Below are 17,031 nucleotides of genomic sequence, written 5' to 3' on the forward strand. Positions count from 1 at the left end.
GGGCGCCGGGCGGACGGGGGGGAGCGGGGGGCGGTGGCATCGACCGGTGTCGGGGGCGGGCGCCGGGCGGAGCGCGCGCGGGAGACGGACCCGCGCCCTGCTTAGCCTGCCCGCCCGTTCCCCGTCGACAGCTCCGGCCCCCGACGGAGCGGCCGCGCCGCCTCGGGCGGGGGACGGCCCACACTTTTGCCGACGATCGGCCGAAGGCGGCTTGAAATGCGGCGCGGCTCGGGATAGATCGCCCGCAGTGCCGCTGTAGCTCAGTTGGTTAGAGCGCTTGATTGTGGATCAAGAGGTCCCCCGTTCGAGCCGGGGCAGTGGTACCATTCCCATCCGATAGGGTTTCTGCGGCGGTCGTGCTCGGGCATGGCCGCGTTCGGCGTTCTCCCCGGCCCGAGACCGGGTCGCGATGTGCGAAAACGCTCTGGACACCGTGCCGAATTTGCCACGGGATTGCCCCAAACTGGGCCGTGTTGTCGCCACATCTGTCAAGCTAATCTCAACCCGTCGCCAGGGAACGGGGTTGGGTCGCGCAGATGCAGGGTCGAAACGTCGGATCGTCACGGACCGTCTTCGCCAAGGGCTCGCTCGCGCCGCGCTCCGGTTTCGGGTCCGGCCCGACCGCCTCGGATGCCCTGACCCTCGGGGCCCGCGTCGGCCGCGACCACGGCAGCCGCCCCGCCCTCACCCGCTCCGTCCTCTCGATGCTGCTCCTGGCCGGCGGCCTCGGCGCGGTCCTGTCCTACGGCGTCGGGCCCGAGACCGGCGTGGTGCAGTCCGCCCACGCGATGACCGAGATCACCATGCCGCGCCCGCGCATCCAGCCGGTGCCGGTGATCCTCCAGGCCTCCGCCCAGGCGACCGCGCCGGCCGCGCGCGCCGTCATCACCGCCTCCTCCGCCTTCGCGGCGGTGCACGACCTCGACACCGAGCTCGGCTCCAACGCGGTCGACCGCGTCTCCTACGACTACCTCCTGACCGAGAGCTCGGTCGGCGACCCGAACGAGGTCCTCGAATTCGGGCCGATGAAGATCCGCCGCCACCTCGTGCAGAAGATCGTCCGCGCCGCCCAGGCGGTGCAGACGGACCCCGTGCTGCTGATGGCGGTGGCCGACAAGGAATCGAGCTTCAAGACCGAGGTGCAGGCCCAGACCTCCTCGGCCACCGGCCTGTTCCAATTCATCGAGCGGACCTGGTTCGGGGTCGTGCGCGACTTCGGCCCGAAATACGGCCTCGCCGCCGACGCGGCCCTGGTGGTCGCCGGGGACAACGGCCGCCCCACGGTGGCGGACGCCGCCGAGCGCACCCGCATCCTGGAGATGCGCCGCGACCCCTACCTCTCCGCCCTGATGGCCGGCGAGATGCTGAAGCGCGACGCCGCCCGCATCGCCCTGCGCATCGGCCGCGAACTCAGCCTCGGCGAGGTCTATCTCGCCCACTTCCTCGGCCCCGACGATGCCGAGGACTTCCTCGCCACCGTGGTCGACAAGCCCAAGGCCGCCGCCGCCTCGATGCTGCCCGGCCCGGCCCGCGCCAACAAGACGATCTTCTTCGCCGCGCAGCGCGGGCGCCGCAAGGCGGTCAGCCTGTCGGTGGCGCAGGTGCACGAGAAGTTCGAGGCCATGATGAGCACCCGCGGCGAGCGCTACCGCGACGTCCGCTCGGTCGCCGGCATCCTCGCCTATGCCGACGCGGCGGTGGACTGATCCACCCGCCCCGGATGACGAAACGCACAGGGCGCGCGGGGTCGCGGATGATTTACCGCAACTGACCGTGGTCTCCCGGCTTTAATGTCGGCGAGCCCACGCCCGGGTTCGTCCCGAGACACGAACCGCGGAGGCCCTGCTTGCCGGACCCAAAAGGTACGAACGCGGATTCCCCGTCCGCCGTCGGCCGGACATCGCTCGCGGACACGCTCAGTCCCGGCCTGTCCCTGGACCGGATCGGCCAGGCCCTCGCCGCCTTCTACGACGACCTGATCGCCGAGGGCGTGCCGGAGCACCTCGCCGTGCTCGTCCGCAAGGTCCAGCCGGAGCCCGCCGCCGTGCCGGCCCGGGACCGGACGCGGCCCTCGAAGCTCGCCCTGGTGGTCGAGGACGACGCCGCGACGCGCTCCCTGGCCGAAGCCCTCCTGAGCGACACCGAGCTCACCGCCATCGGCTGCGACAGCGCCGAGGCGGCCCTGACCATCATGCGCGAGCGCGGCGGCGACGTCGCCCTGGTCTTCGCCGATGTCAGCCTGGCCGGCGCCATGGACGGCGTGCAGCTGGCCTCGGCCGTCGCCCTGCTCTGGCCGGCGGCGCGCATGGTGGTGACCTCGGGACGGCGGGCCGCGCCCCCCGCCACCCTGCCGGAGCAGGCGGTCTTCATCCCGAAGCCGTGGCGTCCCTTCGACCTCCTCACCGAGGCCGAACTGGCCACGAGCGCCCCCCAGCCGATCGTCACCTGAGGCGCGCAGCCCGGGCGCGGGCCTTCGGGCCCGCCGAGCCGGCCCGGGCGCCCGATTCACGGCGCATGCCTCATGAGAGGTGACTCCCGGCGCGTCCGGGCGCATGGAGCGGGGTGCAAGCCGTTCCGCGCGAGACTCCCGGCGCGGAACAACCCCGGCGCGTGACTTGCATTCCCAGACCCAGCGTCCGTGCCGACCAGACCGCGCTCCGGTGGCGTGGTGGAGCCCCTCGCCTTGCCCATTCTCTCCGTCCGCCACCTCACCACCTACCGCTACCGGCAGCCGGTGGCCTTCGGTGAGCACCGCATCATGTTCCGGCCGCGCGACAGCTACGACCAGCGCCTGATCTCGTCGACCCTGAAGATCACGCCGGAGCCGAGCGGCCTGCGCTGGCTCCACGACGTCTTCGGCAACTGCGTGGCCGTCGCCTCCTTCACCGGCCGGGCCGCGCAGCTCACCTTCGAGTGCGGGATCACCCTCGACCACACGCCGGAATCGACGCCCGACTTCCCCATCGCCGCCCATGCGGCCCACTACCCGTTCGGCTACAGCGCCGACGACATCCCGGATCTCAGCCGCTCGATGGAGCGCCAGTATGCCGACCCGCGCAACGAGGTCGATGCCTGGGCCCGCAGCTTCGTGCCGCCGGCCGGACGCATCGGCACCCAGGAGCTGCTGGCGGAGATGACCCGCAGCGTCCGGCGCAACTTCGCGTATCTCGCCCGCTCCGAGAAGGGCGTGCAGGACCCGGTCACCACGCTGCGCCTCAAGCGCGGAAGCTGCCGCGATTTCGCGGTGTTGATGATCGAGGCCGTGCGCGCCCTGGGCATGGCGGCCCGCTTCGTCTCCGGCTACCTCTACAACCCACGCGGGGATCGCGACCGCCACGTCGGCGGTGGCTCGACTCATGCTTGGGTGCAGGTCTACCTGCCCGGCGCGGGCTGGATCGAGTTCGATCCGACGAACGGCATCGTCGGAAACCGGGATCTGATCCGGGTCGCGGTGGCGCGGGACCCGCGCCAGGCGGTGCCCCTGCACGGGTCGTTCTTCGGGTTTCCGGCGGACGACCTGGGCATGACGGTGAGCGTCCATGTCGATGAAGTCGAGCCGGGGGCCGGGGGGCCTCGGGCGACCGAACCGAACTTGGCGCGTTGACGCAGCGGGGCGGCCCCCGCCCGGCCGCAGATGTAGAGCGTGTGTTTCTCGACAGGATCAGGTGGTGGACATGAAGATCAGGACTGGGTTCGACATCGCCTTCGAATCGGTTCAGCCAACGCCGATGATCCTCGCGTTGAGCGTGCACCCCTCGCGAATGCCGGACGTTCTGACCCCGCACGTCATCAGTTTCGATCCGCCGATCCCGTCCCAGGATTATCGCGACGTCTTCGACAACATCTGCACGCGCATCGTCACGCCCCCCGGCCGGCTGACCATCTCCGCTGATTTCGTGGTCCAGGATTCCGGTCTGCCCGACGCCTACGCGCCCTACGCGCAGCAGATCGAGGTGCAGAACCTGCCCAACGACGTGCTCGTCTACCTCCTGGGCAGCCGCTACTGCGACACCGACAAGCTCTCCGAGACGGCCTGGTCGCTATTCGGCGGCACGCCGATGGGCTGGGGCCGGGTCCAGGCGATCTGCGACTATGTCCACGACCGCATCCGCTTCGACTACATGTGCGCCGACGCCACCCGCACGGCCTGGGACGGATTCATGCAGCGCCAGGGCGTCTGCCGCGATTTCGCGCATCTGGCGGTCGCGTTCTGCCGCTGCATGAACATTCCGGCCCGCTACTGCACCGGCTATCTCGGCGATATCGGCATCCCGCCGGTGCCCGACCCGATGGATTTCTCGGCCTGGTTCGAGGCCTATCTCGACGGGACCTGGTACACCTTCGATGCCCGCCACAACACGCCGCGCATCGGCCGGATCGTGATGGCGCGCGGACGCGACGCCACCGACGTGGCGATCACCACCAATTTCGGCTACGCGCACCTCGCCCGCTTCGACGTCCACACCGACGAGGTCTTCTGATCCTCCCGGTAGCCGGGGCGTGCATCCGCGCCCCGGCGCTCGGCGCCCTCCCCGGCCCCGCGGCCCGGGCGCTGCTCGGGGCCGGACCGCACAGGCCCTGGCCGGCAAGGCCGGCGCCCCCCGTCGCGCGCCCGGCGCGCCTCCGGCTTCCGGGAACGCCCGCGATTCGCGCCGCGTCTCCCCGCCCGTTCCTGCGGGCGGCCGTCCCTGCCATGCGTCCGGCGCAGGGCGGGATCAGCCGCCCTTCACCACGAATCCAGGAGGGAGGGACGAAACGTGCCGCGCCGTGCGTTGCACTCCTGAAGCAGGAGAGACCGAGATGGATGCACGCCTCATCGCGATGAACAACGAGGCCAACCGGATCGCCTCCGAGCGTCTGCTGGAGCAGCTCCGGGACGAGGGCCTGAGCTACCGCCTCTGGGTCACCGGCACGCCGCAGGGCGACACCCTGCATCTCCGGGTGAACCGGCTCTGCCCGGAAATGCGCCAGCGCCTCGACAAGGTGCTGCGTGGGCGCGGCCTGAAACTCGAGATCGCCGAGGCCTGATCGCGGTCCCGGCGGTATCGCGCCCGAGGCCGCCCCGTCCGATCGGTCGGGGACGCGGAGCGATCGATGGCCAGGGCGACGGCGCCTCCTGACCGCCCGGCGGAGGGGATTTGCGGCGTCCGCGCGGTGGCCGGGTCCGGCGCTGGAGCGCCCGCGAAACCAGACCGCTTCCGATCCGATGCCCGTCAGGCCTCCGCGCCCGGCTGTCCTCCGGCCCAGGGCGCGGCCGAGAGGGCGCGGGCCAGATACGTGATCACGGCGGTGACCCGAGCCGGGCGCGGATCGCCGGGCGGCGTCACGAGATGGAGGTCGATCCGGGGCGGCGTCCAGCCCGGCAGGACCCGCACCAGGCGACCGTCGCGCAGATCTTCCCACACCATGAAATCCGGCTGGACCGCGAGGCCGAGGCCGGCGCGCAGGGCCGGCGCGAGGGCATCGGCGTTGTTGGCCCGCAGGGGGCCGTCCGGCGCGATCGTCGCCTCCGCGCCGTCGGGACCGAGGAAGCGCCAGCGGTCGGGGCTCGGCAGGTAGGCGTAGCCGAGGCAGGCGTGATCCGCGAGATCGTGCGGATGGGCCGGATGCCCGTGCCGGGCGAGGTAGTCGGGTGTGGCGACGAGGGAGCGGTGAATGGTGCAGAGCCGCCGCGCCCGCAGGGAGGAATCCGTCAGCGCGGCGATGCGCAGGCCGAGGTCGAAGCCGCCGCCGACGAGGTCGATCAGGTCGTCGCCGAGATGCAGGTCGATGCTGAGGCCCGGATGCGCGGCGAGGAATTGCGGCAGCAGCGGCGCCACGTGCAGCACGCCGAACGACATCGGCGCGGCGAGCCGGACCTTGCCCCGCGGCTGCGCCGCCGCGTCCCGCGCCAGGGCCTCGGCGGCTTCGCCCTCGGCCAGGATGCGGGCGGCGGCCTCCCGGGCCGAGGCGCCGGCCTCCGTCAGCGCCAGCTTGCGGGAGGTGCGGTGGAACAGCCGCGCGCCGATCCGCGCCTCGAGGCGGGTCACCGCCTTCGACACCGTGCCCTTGGTGATGCCGAGCTCCGTCGCCGTCCGGCCGAAGGAGCCGGTCTCCACCACCTTGGCGAAGACGGCCCAGGCCTCGAAATCCGGGAGCTTCATGGGCGGACTTTCAGAAACGATGCGTTTCCATCGTTTCCATTTTCGCGAGCGATGGCAAGGCGCATCTTCCGGTCATCGCAGCACGGCCGGTTCCCGGCGCGGTGCGGCCCCGAAGGAGATCGTCCCATGGCCCAGAACGGCATCCACCACGTCACCGCCTTCTCCGGCTCGCCCGAGCGGAACCTCGACTTCTACACCCGGGTCCTCGGCCTGCGGCTGGTGAAGAAGACCGTCAATTTCGACGATCCGGGCACCTACCACCTCTATTACGGCGACGAGACCGGCCGCCCCGGCACGATCCTGACCTTCTTCCCGATCGTGCACGCGGCCCCCGGCCGGGTCGGGATCGGCGAGACCCAGGAGACCGCCTTCCGGGTGCCGCGCGCCTCGATCGGCTGGTGGACCCACCGCCTGATCGAGAAGGGGGTCAGCCACGAGGCCCTGGTCCAGGTGCTGGGCGAGCCGGTTCTGCGCTTCCGCGACCCCGACGGCATGATGCTGGCCCTGGTTGGGATCGAAGAGGGTACCGGGGGGGCGGAGATCGACGCGCCCTGGACCGGCGCCGAGATCCCGGCGGAGCACGCGATCCGCGGCTTCCACGGCGTCACCCTGCTCCTCAAGGCGGCGGAGGCGACGGCGGCGATCCTCACCGGGGTGTTCGGCTTCCGCGAGGACGGGCGCGAGGGCACGGCGATCCGCTACGCCAGCGGCGCGCCGGAGGGCGGCTTCGTCACCCTGCGGGCGGTGGGCGAATTCCTCCCCGGCCGCCAGGGCGCCGGCTCGGTGCACCATATCGCCTTCCGGACGGCGGACGACGCGGAGCAGGCGCGGATGGTGGAGAGCCTGACCCGCACCTACGGGCTCGGCGTCACCGAGCAGCGGGACCGGTAGTACTTCCGCTCGGTCTACTTCCGTGAGCCGGGGGGCGTGCTGTTCGAGATCGCCACCGACGTCCCGGGCTTCGCCGTCGACGAGCCGGTGACGACCCTGGGCGGCGCCCTCAAGCTGCCGGCCTTCCTCGAACCCCACCGGGCCCAGATCGAGGGGCACCTGCCCCCGATCGCCTAGGCCAGCCCCATGCGCCCGCCCTTGACGGGGCGGGTGCGCTCCCACCGACGCATCCGAGGTTGCCATGACCGAGACATCCCTGGGCTTCGCCCATCGCTTCGTGCCCGCCGCCGCCGCCGGCCAGCCGCCGCTCCTCCTCCTGCACGGCACCGGCGGCGACGAGAACGATCTCCTGCCCCTCGGCCGGACCCTGCTGCCCGGCGCCGCCTTGCTCTCCCCGCGCGGGGCCGTGCTGGAGAACGGCATGCCGCGCTTCTTCCGCCGCCTGGCCGAGGGGGTCTTCGACGAGGCCGATCTGCGCCGCCGCGCCGCCGACCTCGCGGGCTTCGTCGCCGAGGCGCGCAGGGCCTACGGCCTCGCCGCGCCGGTGGCTTTGGGCTTCTCCAACGGCGCCAACATCGCCGCGGCCCTGCTCCTGCTGCACCCGGAAGTGCTGGCCGGCGCGGTGCTCCTGCGGGCCATGGTGCCCCTGCGCGAGACGCCGCCGGTGGATCTCACGCGTCGGCCGGTGCTGATGCTCTCGGGCGCCGCCGACCCGATCGTGCCGGCCGCCAATGCGGCGACGCTGGCCGAACGCCTGCGGGCGGACGGGGCGGCCGTCACCCACGAGACCCTGCCGGTCGGGCACGGGCTCTCGCAGGCCGACGTGACCCGGGCCGGCGCCTGGCTCGCGGGGCTTCCCGCGGCCTGACCTCAGGCCGGGGTCCGCCCGGCGCCGCGGCGGGCATCGGCCAGGGTGTAGCCGACCGCGCCCAGGACCATCAGGGCGAGGACGTACCAGGTGATGGCGTAGACGAGGTGGTTGTCGGGAAACCGCACCACCGTCAGCCCGCCCACCGGCCAGCCGCCGGGGTTCGGCGTGGCGTCGGCATCGATGAAGTACGGCGCGGCGTTCGCCAGACCCTGCGCCTGCGCGATGGCGGCGACGTCGCGCGAGTACCAGCGGCCGGCCTCGGGGGCGTTGCTGCGCAGGAAGGCGCCGCCCGGTTCGCTCAGGCGCAGGAGGCCCGTGACCGTGGTCTGCCCGGCGATCTGCCCGGCCGCCCGCGCGGCGGCCTCGCGCCGGTCGCCCGGCACGAAGCCGCGATTGATCAGGACCGTGGTGCCGTCGTCCCGGGCGAGCGGGGTCAGCACCCAGAAACCGGCGCCGAGATCGGTAACCGCCTGGACCAGGGTCTCGCGATCGTTGCGGAACCGCCCGCTCGCCCGCACCCGGCGGTAGGCATCGGCCTCCGCGGTCAGGCCGCTCCAGGTCTCGGGGCCCGGCGCCTCCGCCGGGTCGGCGTGGACGCGCGCGTCGACCCGGGCGACGAGGTCGTGCTTCCAGGTGCGGCGCTGGACCTGCCAGGTCCCCAACCCCGCGAGGCCCACCGCCAGGACGAGCCCGGCGATGGCGATAGCCGCGAGGGTGACGGGGGAGCGCCGCGCCGCCGGCCGGGTCCGGGCCATCAGCCCATATGCATGTGCTGCGGCATCATGTTGGTGTTGAGGTGGAACATCACCCACAGGGAGCCCGCGAGCGTGATGATCACCAGCGTCAGGGTGAAGATCAGCGCCAGGAAGGTCCAGCCGCCCTCGGACTTCGTGTTCATGTGCAGGAAGTAGACCATGTGCACCACGATCTGCGCCACGGCGAAGATCATGATCACGATGCCGGTGATCCGGTCGTTGCCGATCACGTTGCCCATCACGAGGATGAACGGGATCGCCGTCAGGATGACCGACAGCACGAAGCCGGTCATGTAGTCCCTGAAGGTGCCGTGGCTGGCACCCTCGGCGTGCCCGTGCCCGTGCCCGTGCCCGTGCCCGTGCCCGTGATCGTCGTGTCCTGCCTTCGACGCGGCGCTCATTGCAGGACTCCCATCAGGTACACGAAGGTGAAGACGCCGATCCAGATCACGTCGAGGAAGTGCCAGAACATGCTCAGGCAGAGCAGCCGGCGCTTGTTCTCGGGCACCAGCCCGCGCTTGTGCACCTGCGCCATCAGCGTCACCAGCCAGACGATGCCGAGGCTGACATGCAGGCCGTGGGTGCCGACCAGGGTGAAGAAGGCCGAGAGGAAGGCGCTGCGCTGGGGCGTCGCGCCCTCGTGGATCAGGTGGTGGAACTCGTAGAGTTCGAGCCCCACGAAGGCGAGGCCGAACAGGCCGGTCACCGCCAGCCAGATCTGCACCCGGCTGAGGTCGCCCTTCTCCATCTCCAGCATGGCGAAGCCGTAGGTGATGGAGGAAAACAGCAGCATCGAGGTGTTCAGCGCCACCAGCGGCAGGTCGAACAGATCCTTCGGCGACGGCCCGGCGGCGTAGTTCCGGCCCACCACGGCGTAGGTGGCGAACAGGGCCGCGAAGATGAGGCAGTCGCTCATCAGGTAGAGCCAGAAGCCGAGCATCGTGCTCCCTTCCGGGTGATGCTCGCCCTTGGCGTCGTAGAAGGCCGTCGGGTCGACCTCGGGGATCGCCACCGACGGGCTTCGGCCCGGCTCGAAGTTCATGGCAGGGGAAGCGTGGGTTGCCATGGTCTCAGACGCGCTCCGCCAGCAGGGCCGTCCGCTGGGCTTCCGTCCGGACGACCTCGTCGGCCGGGATGTAGAAGTCGCGGTTGTAGTTGAAGGTGTGGCCGATCGCGACGACCGCGATGGCGGCGAAGCTGAGGGCCGCGAGCCACCAGATGTACCAGATCATCGCGAAGGCGAAGACGATGCTCAGCACGCCGAGGATGATGCCGGCCGCGGTGCTCTTGGGCATGTGGATCGGCTTGAAGCCCTGGAGCGGACGGGCGTAGCCGCGCTTCTTCATGTCCCACCACGCGTCGTGATCGTGGATCACCGGCGTGAAGGCGAAGTTGTAGTCCGGCGGCGGCGACGCGGTCGCCCATTCCAGGGTCCGGCCGCCCCACGGGTCGCCGGTGGTGTCGCGCAGCTGCTCGCGGCGCAGGACGCTGACCACCAGGGTGATCGCGAAGGAGGCGATGCCGCACAGGATCAGCACGGCGCCGAAGGCCGCGATGACGAACCAGATCTGCAGCGACGGGTCGTCGAAGTGCTGGACGCGGCGGGTCACGCCCATCAGGCCGAGCACGTAGAGCGGCATGAAGGCCACCCAGAACCCGGTCAGCCAGAACCAGAACGACACCTTGCCCCAGAAGTCGTCGAGCTTGAAGCCGAAGGCCTTGGGGAACCAGTAGGTGATGCCGGCGAGCATACCGAACAGCACGCCGCCGATGATGACGTTGTGGAAGTGGGCGATCAGGAACAGCGAGTTGTGCAGCACGAAGTCGGCCGGGGGCACGGCGAGCAGCACGCCGGTCATGCCGCCGATGACGAAGGTCACCATGAAGCCCACCGTCCAGAGCATCGGCACCTCGAAGCGGATGCGGCCCTTGTACATGGTGAACAGCCAGTTGAAGATCTTCGCGCCCGTCGGGATCGAGATGATCATCGTCGTGATGCCGAAGAACGAGTTCACCGACGCGCCCGAGCCCATCGTGAAGAAGTGGTGCAGCCACACGAGGTAGGACAGGATCGTGATCACGACGGTGGCGTAGACCATCGACGCGTAGCCGAAGAGGCGCTTGCTGGAGAAGGTCGAGACGATCTCCGAGAACACGCCGAAGGCCGGCAGGATGAGGATGTACACCTCCGGGTGACCCCAGATCCAAACCAGGTTCACGTACATCATCGGGTTGCCGCCGAGGTCGTTCGAGAAGAAGTGCGTGCCGACGTAGCGGTCGAGCGACAGCAGCGCGAGAACGGCCGTGAGGATGGGGAAGGCGGCGACGATGAGGATGTTGGTGCAGAGGGCGGTCCAGGTGAAGACCGGCATCTTCATCATGGTCATGCCCGGCGCCCGCATCTTCACGATGGTGGCGATGAGGTTGATGCCCGACAGCAACGTCCCGATGCCGGCGATCTGCAGCGCCCAGATGTAGTAGTCGACGCCGACCCCCGGGCTCATGGCGGGTCCCGAGAGCGGCGGATAGGCGAGCCAGCCGGTGCGGGCGAACTCGCCGACGAACAGCGAGGCCATCACGGTCACGGCGCCGCTCACCGTCATCCAGAAGCTGAAGTTGTTGAGGAACGGGAAGGCCACGTCGCGGGCGCCGATCTGCAGCGGCACCACGAAGTTCATCAGGCCCGTCACCAGCGGCATCGCCACGAAGAAGATCATGATCACGCCGTGGGCGGTGAAGATCTGGTCGTAGTGGTGCGGCGGCAGGTAGCCCTCGTTCGGCCCGAAGGCCATCGCCTGCTGGGCGCGCATCATCAGCGCGTCGGCGAAGCCGCGCAGGAGCATGACCAGCGCGAGCACGATGTACATGATGCCGATCTTCTTGTGATCGACGGAGGTGAACCAGTCGCGCCAGAGGGGACCCCAGAGGCGGAAATAGGTGAGCGCCCCGAGCACCGCGACGCCGCCGAGGCCGACCATCGCGAAGGTGACGAGGAGGATCGGCTCATGAAGCGGCACGGCGTCGAGCGTCAGGCGCCCGAACAGGAGCTTCTGGAGATCCGGATTGGAAAACATGGGACCTACTCGTGAGAGGAGTGTGCCGAACGGGGGGCGCGGGCGTCCGAGGCGTCCGCGCTATCGATTGAGTTGGCCAGGCGCGATCGGGTCGGACCCCTTCGAGTCCTTTCCGTCGCCGGCGGGGCCGCCGTGCCCGGAGTGATCTTGGCCGGAATGATCGTGTCCCGAATGGTCGTGGCCGGAATGCTCGGGCGCCGAAGCGGGCTTGACGTCCGGGGCGATTGATTTCGGCTTCATGCCCTCGGGCTGCTCCCGGCTGTGCGATTCCCGGCCCGAGCCGCCGACCGTGGCGCCCGGCGCCTCGACGCCCTGCTCGGCGTAGCGGTTGTCGTATTCGAGGCGCTCGCGGTTGGCGTGGCTCTCCTTGCCGGCGCCGCCCATGGCGTCGATGTGCATCATCTCGTTCATGCACATCTTGCCCGGCACGACGCACATGTTGAGCACCGCGCCGTAGAGGCCGTTCTCGACGGAGGAGAAGTAGCGCACGGGCTCGCGCTCGCTCGGCTTCTCCAGGGCGAGGTAGCTCTGGCGGTCGAGGGGCTTGCCCTCGGCCTTGACCTTGGCGACCCAGCTGTCGAATCCGGCCTGGTCGCGGCCGTGGAACTTGAAGTTCATCCGCGAGAAGCCCGAGCCGCTGTAGTTGGACGACAGTCCCTCGTAGGTGCCGGCCTGGTTGATGACCGCGTGCAGCTTCGTCTCCATGCCGGCCATGGCGTAGATCTGTCCGGCGAGCGCGGGGATGAAGAACGAATTCATGACGGTGGCGGACGTGATCTTGAAGGAGATCGGCACATCGACCGGAGCCACCAGTTCGTTGACGGTGGCGATGCCCTGATCTGGGTAGAAGAACAGCCATTTCCAATCGAGTGCGACGACCTCGACCGTCAGCGGCTTCACCCCGGCGGGCAGCGGCCGCTCGGCGTCGAGGCGGCTGAGCGGGCGATAGGGATCGAGCGTGTGGGTGCTGATCCAGGTGAGCGCGCCGAGGGCGATGACGATCACCAGGGGCGCCGACCAGATCAGCACCTCGAGCTGCGTCGAGTGGTGCCAGTCGGGATCGTACTCGGCATCCGTGTTCGAGGCGCGGTAGCGCCAGGCGAACAGCAGCGTGAAGGCGATGACCGGGATGATGATGAGCAGCATCAGGCCGGTGGAGGCCAGAATCAGGTCGCGCTGCCGGGTGGCGATGTCGCCCGAGGGCTGCATCAGGACCATGTTGCAGCCGGACAGCAGTCCGAACAACGGGAGGAGCGCGAGCGTACGGAGTGTTTTGACCGGCATGGACTCGTCTGGCACCATCTCGGATGAGCGACGTCCACCCAGCCCGATTGGCCGGGGGAGGAATCGTCGGGTCTCACTTCGCTGCATTGCATCAATCTGACAAGTCGCGCTCGGCGCGTCTGATCAGCGCTACGGTCATAGCCGGCGGAGGACGAACTGCGCTATCGACCATGTCGGTGATCCGGCGCATCGCGCCAAAAGACCGCGGTTTGTCACGGCCCGCGTCACGCCGCGCTTTGACGCAGAGGAAATGCAGGGCGTACACGTGTCCCACATCCCAGGGCTCCGCGCGCCTCGCCGCGCCCGATTCGGCCCCGAACGCATGAAGCGAGTACGGTACCCCCGATGAGCGCAGAATACGCAGTGCCATCCTCCCGGTCGCTGGAACGCGACGCGCACGAGGCGTCCAGCGACCACCGGGTCGCCCCGGGCGAGATCGCCATCGGCGTGGTGATCGGCCGCGCCGCCGAGTATTTCGACTTCTTCGTCTACGGCATCGCCTCGGTGCTGATCTTCCCCGGCGTGTTCTTCCCCTTCGCCGATCCGCTGACGGGCACGCTCTACGCCTTCGCGCTGTTCGCCCTGGCCTTCATCGCCCGCCCCATCGGCTCGGTGATCTTCATGGAGATCGACCGCCGGCACGGGCGCGCGGCCAAGCTGACCATCGCGCTGTTCCTCCTCGGCGGCTCGACCATGGCGATCGGCTTCCTGCCGAACTATCACCAGATCGGCGCGCTCTCGATCTGGATTCTCGCCGCCCTGCGCTTCGGCCAGGGCCTCGCCCTCGGCGGCGCCTGGGACGGCCTCGCCTCCCTGCTGGCGCTCAACGCCCCCGAGAAGCAGCGCGGCTGGTACGCGATGATCCCGCAGCTCGGCGCCCCGGTGGGCTTCATGCTGGCGAGCGCCCTGTTCGCCTTCTTCCTCGGCAACGTCTCCAACGCCGACTTCCTCGACTGGGGCTGGCGCTACCCGTTCTTCGTGGCCTTCGCGATCAACGTCGTGGCGCTCTTCGCCCGCCTGCGCCTCGTGGCCACCGAGGAATTCTCGCGCATGCTGGAGATGCAGGAGCTGGAGCCGACCCCGGTGCTGGAGCTGCTGCGGACCCATGGCCGCTTCGTGCTGATCGGCGCCGTGGTGCCGCTGGCGAGCTTCGCGCTGTTCCACCTCGTGACCGTGTTCCCGATCAGCTGGATCCACCTGTTCACCCAGCGCTCGGCGGGCGAGTTCCTGCTGGTCCAGTGTTCAGGCGCCTTCCTGGCCGCCGGCACCATCGTGCTCTCGGGCGTGCTGGCCGACCGCATCGGCCGGCGCACCCTGGTGGGCGTCGCCGCCGGTCTGATCGGGCTCTTCGCCCTGGCGAGCATCGCCGCGCCGATCATCTTCGGCGACAGCGAGCTCGGCCAGACGATCTACGTGCTGATCGGCTTCGGCCTGCTCGGCCTGTCCTACGGCCAGACCTCGGGCTCGGTGACGGCCAATCTCGGCACGCGCTACCGCTACACCGGCGCCGCCCTGACCTCGGATCTCGCCTGGCTGATCGGCGCGGGCTTCGCACCCCTGGTGGCGCTCAGCGTGTCGAGCCGCTTCGGCCTGTCCTGGGTCGGCGTCTACCTCCTGTCCGGTGCCGTCGCGACCCTGTGCGCCCTCGCCTTCAACCGGCGCGAGACCGCCCGCCTCTGAGGCCGGGCTCGAAGGCGGCACGCGAAAGCCCCGGCCGGCGCCACGCGCCTCCGGGGCTTTTTTCGTCGGAAGAGCGACCCGGTCGAGGCTCGGACGCATCGTGGCAAAGCTGATCTACACCCGCCTTGAGGACCATCCGCGGGAGACCTACGTCATCACGAGCGGCGCCCTGATCGTCGGGCGGGTCGACTGCATCAGCGACGAGCCGGCCCCGGCGGCGCAATGGACCTGGGGCCTCCATCTCGACATCGGCGCGGCGCCGTTCCGTCGCGGCGCGACGGTGTCCTCGCGCGACGACGCGGTGGCGGCCCTGGAGCAGGCCTGGGCCGAGTGGAAGCTCTGGGCCGGCCTGCGCGACGCCGACCCGCGCGAGACGCCGGAGACTTCGACCGTGGCGCCGCCCCCGAAGAGCCTGCGCTGAGCGGGGCGGGGAACGCCCCTGCCCCGGCGCGCCGAGCGCGCTCAGACCATGCCGAGGGCCTGCATGTAGAGCTCGAGGATCGCCTCCTCCTCCTGGCGCTCGGCATGGTCCTTCTTGCGCAGGGAAATGATCTTGCGCAGCGCCTTGGTGTCGAAGCCGGTGCCCTTGGCCTCGGCGTAGACGTCCTTGATGTCGGAGGCGAGGCCGGCCTTCTCCTCCTCGAGGCGCTCGATGCGCTCGATGAAGCTCTTCAGCTGGTCGGCGGCGACGGAGGAAGCGTCGACGGCGGGTGCGGCGGATGCGGCCATGGTCGTCTCAAGTCCCTGATCTGCGAGGCGCGGGGGGCTGCGCCGGAACCGCCTCGATAAGCCGTCAAGCTTACCGGGACCTTAGTGCAGCGCCGGCGCCGTCCCGGTGCGGCTCCGCCGCGGGGCTCAGTGCGGCTCCGCCGCGGCTTTCGCGAAGGCCGCCTGCTGCTCGGGCGTCGCCTCCGGCTGGTGCAGGCGCTTCCACTCGGCATAGGGCATGCCGTAGACGCGGCTGCGGCTCTCCTCCTTGTCCATCGGCAGGCCGCGGGCGTCGGCGGCGTCCTTGAGCCAGTTCGACAAGCAGTTGCGGCAGAACCCGGCCATATTCATCAGGTCGATGTTCTGCACGTCGGTGCGGCTCTGCAGGTGCGCGACGAGGCGCCGGAACACGGCGGCCTCGAGTTCGGTGCGGGTGGCGTCGTCGATCTCGGTCATGGTCTGTCTCCCAGTCGAGGCCTGAGGTCGGCGCGCCGGGGCGTCCCGTCAAGCGCCGATCGGCAGCATCGGCCGCAGAAGGCGCGCGAATCGCTTCGCCCACGCGGCTTGCCCGGCTTCCGCGACGATGAGGTCCTGGCGGATCTCGACGAGCGCGTTCGGCAGGCCGCGGGCCATGGCGTGGCGGTCGATGGTGTCGCCGGGCAGGCCGCCGCCATAGGGTTCGTTGTCGCCCACCGTCAGCCCGGCCGGATCGGCGCGCAGGCCCGCGATCAACGGGGCGCTCATGCGGTCGTCCCGGTCCCACAGGATGCCGACTTCCCAGGGGCGCGCCACCCCGCGCCAATAGGGCGTGAAGCTGTGGATGGTGACGATGGCGGGCGGCACGCCGGCGGCCTCGGCCTCGGCGATTCCCGCCTCGATCGCCGCGTCGAAGGGTTCGTAGAAGCGCCGGACGCGCTCGGCCTTGCCGGCCTCGTCGATGCGGGCGTTGCCCGGCACCACCGCCCCGTCGGAGAGGCGCATCACCAGGGTCGGGTCGGCCCGGCCGCGATTCGGGTCGATGATGAGGCGCGAGAACCGGGTCAGGATCGCGGGGGCGTTCAGCTCGGCCGCGAGCCGGCGCGTCACCCCGGCGGCGCCGATGTCGTAGGCGATGTGGCGGGCGAATTCCTGCTCCGGCACCCCGAGCTGGTCCAGATCCTCCGGCACGTGGTTCGAGGCGTGGTCGCAGATCAGGAGCAGGCCCCCGGCGGGGTCGCCCGGGATGGTCTCGACGGGATGCGGTGGCAGCATGGGGCGGGCACGATCCGGTTGGGCGCGGGCGACATCGGGTGGCGGACGGGATGCAAGGCCCCGGCCGCATCGCGGGGGATGCCCGCGCAGGCGCGGCTTGCCGAGGCGGCGGGCGTCGGGCACAGCACGTATCGCGGATCGCGCCGCGACGGCAACAATCCGGCACCATGCCGGGGGCACAACAATCCGGAGGAGAACCGCCGGGCCGCCTTTGCGATCGACCACCGGAATACGGAAACGCCATGACCGCACCCGCCATGACCGCACCCGCCTCGACCGACACCCGCCGCGCCCTGCTGCTCCACTGCCTCGACGAGGCCATCGCCGCCGCCCACCCGGCGCGCTGCCTCGTGCCCCACCTGCCCGCCCCGGGC

17 protein-coding genes, 1 tRNA gene and 1 pseudogene are annotated in these 17,031 nt (G+C 70.3%); 10 read left to right on the forward strand and 9 right to left on the reverse strand.

Annotated elements, in window-relative coordinates; all coding sequences use genetic code 11:
• Positions 1-249: 249 nt before the first annotated feature.
• The 6 genes from AC3WLN_RS20690 (at position 250) to AC3WLN_RS20715 (ending at position 5,028) form a co-directional block, all read left to right on the forward strand.
• Positions 250-326 (forward strand) — tRNA-His (locus AC3WLN_RS20690).
• A gap of 210 nt (positions 327-536) precedes the next feature.
• Positions 537-1,706: a transglycosylase SLT domain-containing protein gene (locus AC3WLN_RS20695; RefSeq protein WP_492484397.1), complete on the forward strand. Its 1,170-nt coding sequence runs from the start codon at positions 537-539 to the stop codon at positions 1,704-1,706.
• Between the two features lie 221 nt (positions 1,707-1,927).
• Entirely contained in the window at positions 1,928-2,449 is a 522-nt protein-coding gene (locus AC3WLN_RS20700; RefSeq protein ID WP_492484421.1) for a response regulator, read from the forward strand.
• 234 nt (positions 2,450-2,683) lie between these two features.
• Positions 2,684-3,604 (forward strand): transglutaminase family protein, encoded by a 921-nt coding sequence (locus tag AC3WLN_RS20705; protein WP_492484423.1) that lies wholly within the window; start codon positions 2,684-2,686, stop codon positions 3,602-3,604.
• Between the two features lie 70 nt (positions 3,605-3,674).
• Positions 3,675-4,481 (forward strand): transglutaminase-like domain-containing protein, encoded by an 807-nt coding sequence (locus tag AC3WLN_RS20710; protein ID WP_492484398.1) that lies wholly within the window; start codon positions 3,675-3,677, stop codon positions 4,479-4,481.
• Positions 4,482-4,800: 319 nt separating this feature from the next.
• On the forward strand, positions 4,801-5,028 hold the full coding sequence (locus AC3WLN_RS20715) for a hypothetical protein (protein WP_492484400.1): 228 nt from the start codon (positions 4,801-4,803) through the stop codon (positions 5,026-5,028).
• 185 nt (positions 5,029-5,213) lie between these two features.
• Here AC3WLN_RS20715 and AC3WLN_RS20720 read toward each other — a convergent pair whose 3' ends face one another.
• Positions 5,214-6,143, reverse strand: a complete 930-nt coding sequence (locus AC3WLN_RS20720; RefSeq protein ID WP_492484402.1) for a LysR family transcriptional regulator — start codon at positions 6,141-6,143, stop codon at positions 5,214-5,216.
• Positions 6,144-6,269: 126 nt separating this feature from the next.
• On the opposite strand from AC3WLN_RS20720, the pseudogene AC3WLN_RS20725 reads away from it, so the two are divergent.
• Together AC3WLN_RS20725 and AC3WLN_RS20730 are read left to right on the forward strand one after the other, a co-directional pair.
• Positions 6,270-7,211: pseudogene (locus tag AC3WLN_RS20725) on the forward strand (ring-cleaving dioxygenase).
• 64 nt (positions 7,212-7,275) lie between these two features.
• Positions 7,276-7,902, forward strand: a complete 627-nt coding sequence (locus tag AC3WLN_RS20730) for an alpha/beta hydrolase (protein WP_492484404.1) — start codon at positions 7,276-7,278, stop codon at positions 7,900-7,902.
• A gap of 2 nt (positions 7,903-7,904) precedes the next feature.
• On the opposite strand, the gene AC3WLN_RS20735 is transcribed toward AC3WLN_RS20730, so the two are convergent.
• Genes AC3WLN_RS20735 through cyoA form a run of 5 tightly spaced genes read right to left on the reverse strand, consistent with a single transcriptional unit; the run spans position 7,905 to position 13,018 of the window.
• Positions 7,905-8,660 (reverse strand): SURF1 family protein, encoded by a 756-nt coding sequence (locus tag AC3WLN_RS20735; RefSeq protein ID WP_492484406.1) that lies wholly within the window; start codon positions 8,658-8,660, stop codon positions 7,905-7,907.
• Positions 8,660-9,061 (reverse strand): cytochrome o ubiquinol oxidase subunit IV, encoded by a 402-nt coding sequence (gene cyoD, locus AC3WLN_RS20740; RefSeq protein WP_492484408.1) that lies wholly within the window; start codon positions 9,059-9,061, stop codon positions 8,660-8,662. Before cyoD ends, AC3WLN_RS20735 begins: the two co-directional genes overlap by 1 nt.
• Positions 9,058-9,702, reverse strand: coding sequence for a cytochrome o ubiquinol oxidase subunit III (gene cyoC, locus AC3WLN_RS20745; protein WP_492484425.1), 645 nt, complete (start codon positions 9,700-9,702; stop codon positions 9,058-9,060). Before cyoC ends, cyoD begins: the two co-directional genes overlap by 4 nt.
• A 28-nt stretch (positions 9,703-9,730) precedes the next feature.
• Positions 9,731-11,734: a cytochrome o ubiquinol oxidase subunit I gene (gene cyoB, locus AC3WLN_RS20750; protein WP_492484410.1), complete on the reverse strand. Its 2,004-nt coding sequence runs from the start codon at positions 11,732-11,734 to the stop codon at positions 9,731-9,733.
• Between the two features lie 60 nt (positions 11,735-11,794).
• Entirely contained in the window at positions 11,795-13,018 is a 1,224-nt protein-coding gene (gene cyoA / locus AC3WLN_RS20755; RefSeq protein ID WP_492484412.1) for a ubiquinol oxidase subunit II, read from the reverse strand.
• 345 nt (positions 13,019-13,363) lie between these two features.
• On the opposite strand from cyoA, the gene AC3WLN_RS20760 reads away from it, so the two are divergent.
• Both AC3WLN_RS20760 and AC3WLN_RS20765 read left to right on the forward strand, forming a co-directional pair.
• Positions 13,364-14,698 (forward strand): MFS transporter, encoded by a 1,335-nt coding sequence (locus AC3WLN_RS20760; RefSeq protein WP_492484414.1) that lies wholly within the window; start codon positions 13,364-13,366, stop codon positions 14,696-14,698.
• A gap of 100 nt (positions 14,699-14,798) precedes the next feature.
• Positions 14,799-15,119, forward strand: coding sequence for a hypothetical protein (locus tag AC3WLN_RS20765; protein WP_492484416.1), 321 nt, complete (start codon positions 14,799-14,801; stop codon positions 15,117-15,119).
• 41 nt (positions 15,120-15,160) lie between these two features.
• Here the strand turns inward: AC3WLN_RS20765 and AC3WLN_RS20770 are convergent, their stop codons facing one another.
• The 3 genes from AC3WLN_RS20770 to AC3WLN_RS20780 all read right to left on the reverse strand — a co-directional run bounded on the left by AC3WLN_RS20770 (position 15,161) and on the right by AC3WLN_RS20780 (position 16,657).
• Positions 15,161-15,427 carry a DUF2312 domain-containing protein gene (locus tag AC3WLN_RS20770; protein WP_056180857.1) on the reverse strand — a complete coding sequence of 89 codons (267 nt, stop codon included), beginning with the start codon at positions 15,425-15,427 and terminating at the stop codon, positions 15,161-15,163.
• A 126-nt stretch (positions 15,428-15,553) separates the two neighbouring features.
• A complete protein-coding gene (locus AC3WLN_RS20775) occupies positions 15,554-15,862 on the reverse strand; it encodes a DUF1244 domain-containing protein (RefSeq protein ID WP_492484418.1) in 309 nt (102 codons plus the stop codon).
• A gap of 48 nt (positions 15,863-15,910) precedes the next feature.
• The gene (locus AC3WLN_RS20780; RefSeq protein WP_492484420.1) at positions 15,911-16,657 is read right to left on the reverse strand and encodes an N-formylglutamate amidohydrolase; all 747 of its coding nucleotides are present in this window, start codon (positions 16,655-16,657) and stop codon (positions 15,911-15,913) included.
• Between the last annotated feature and the right edge of the window lie 374 nt (positions 16,658-17,031).

Source organism: Methylobacterium sp. FW306-05-D, from assembly GCF_058782155.1.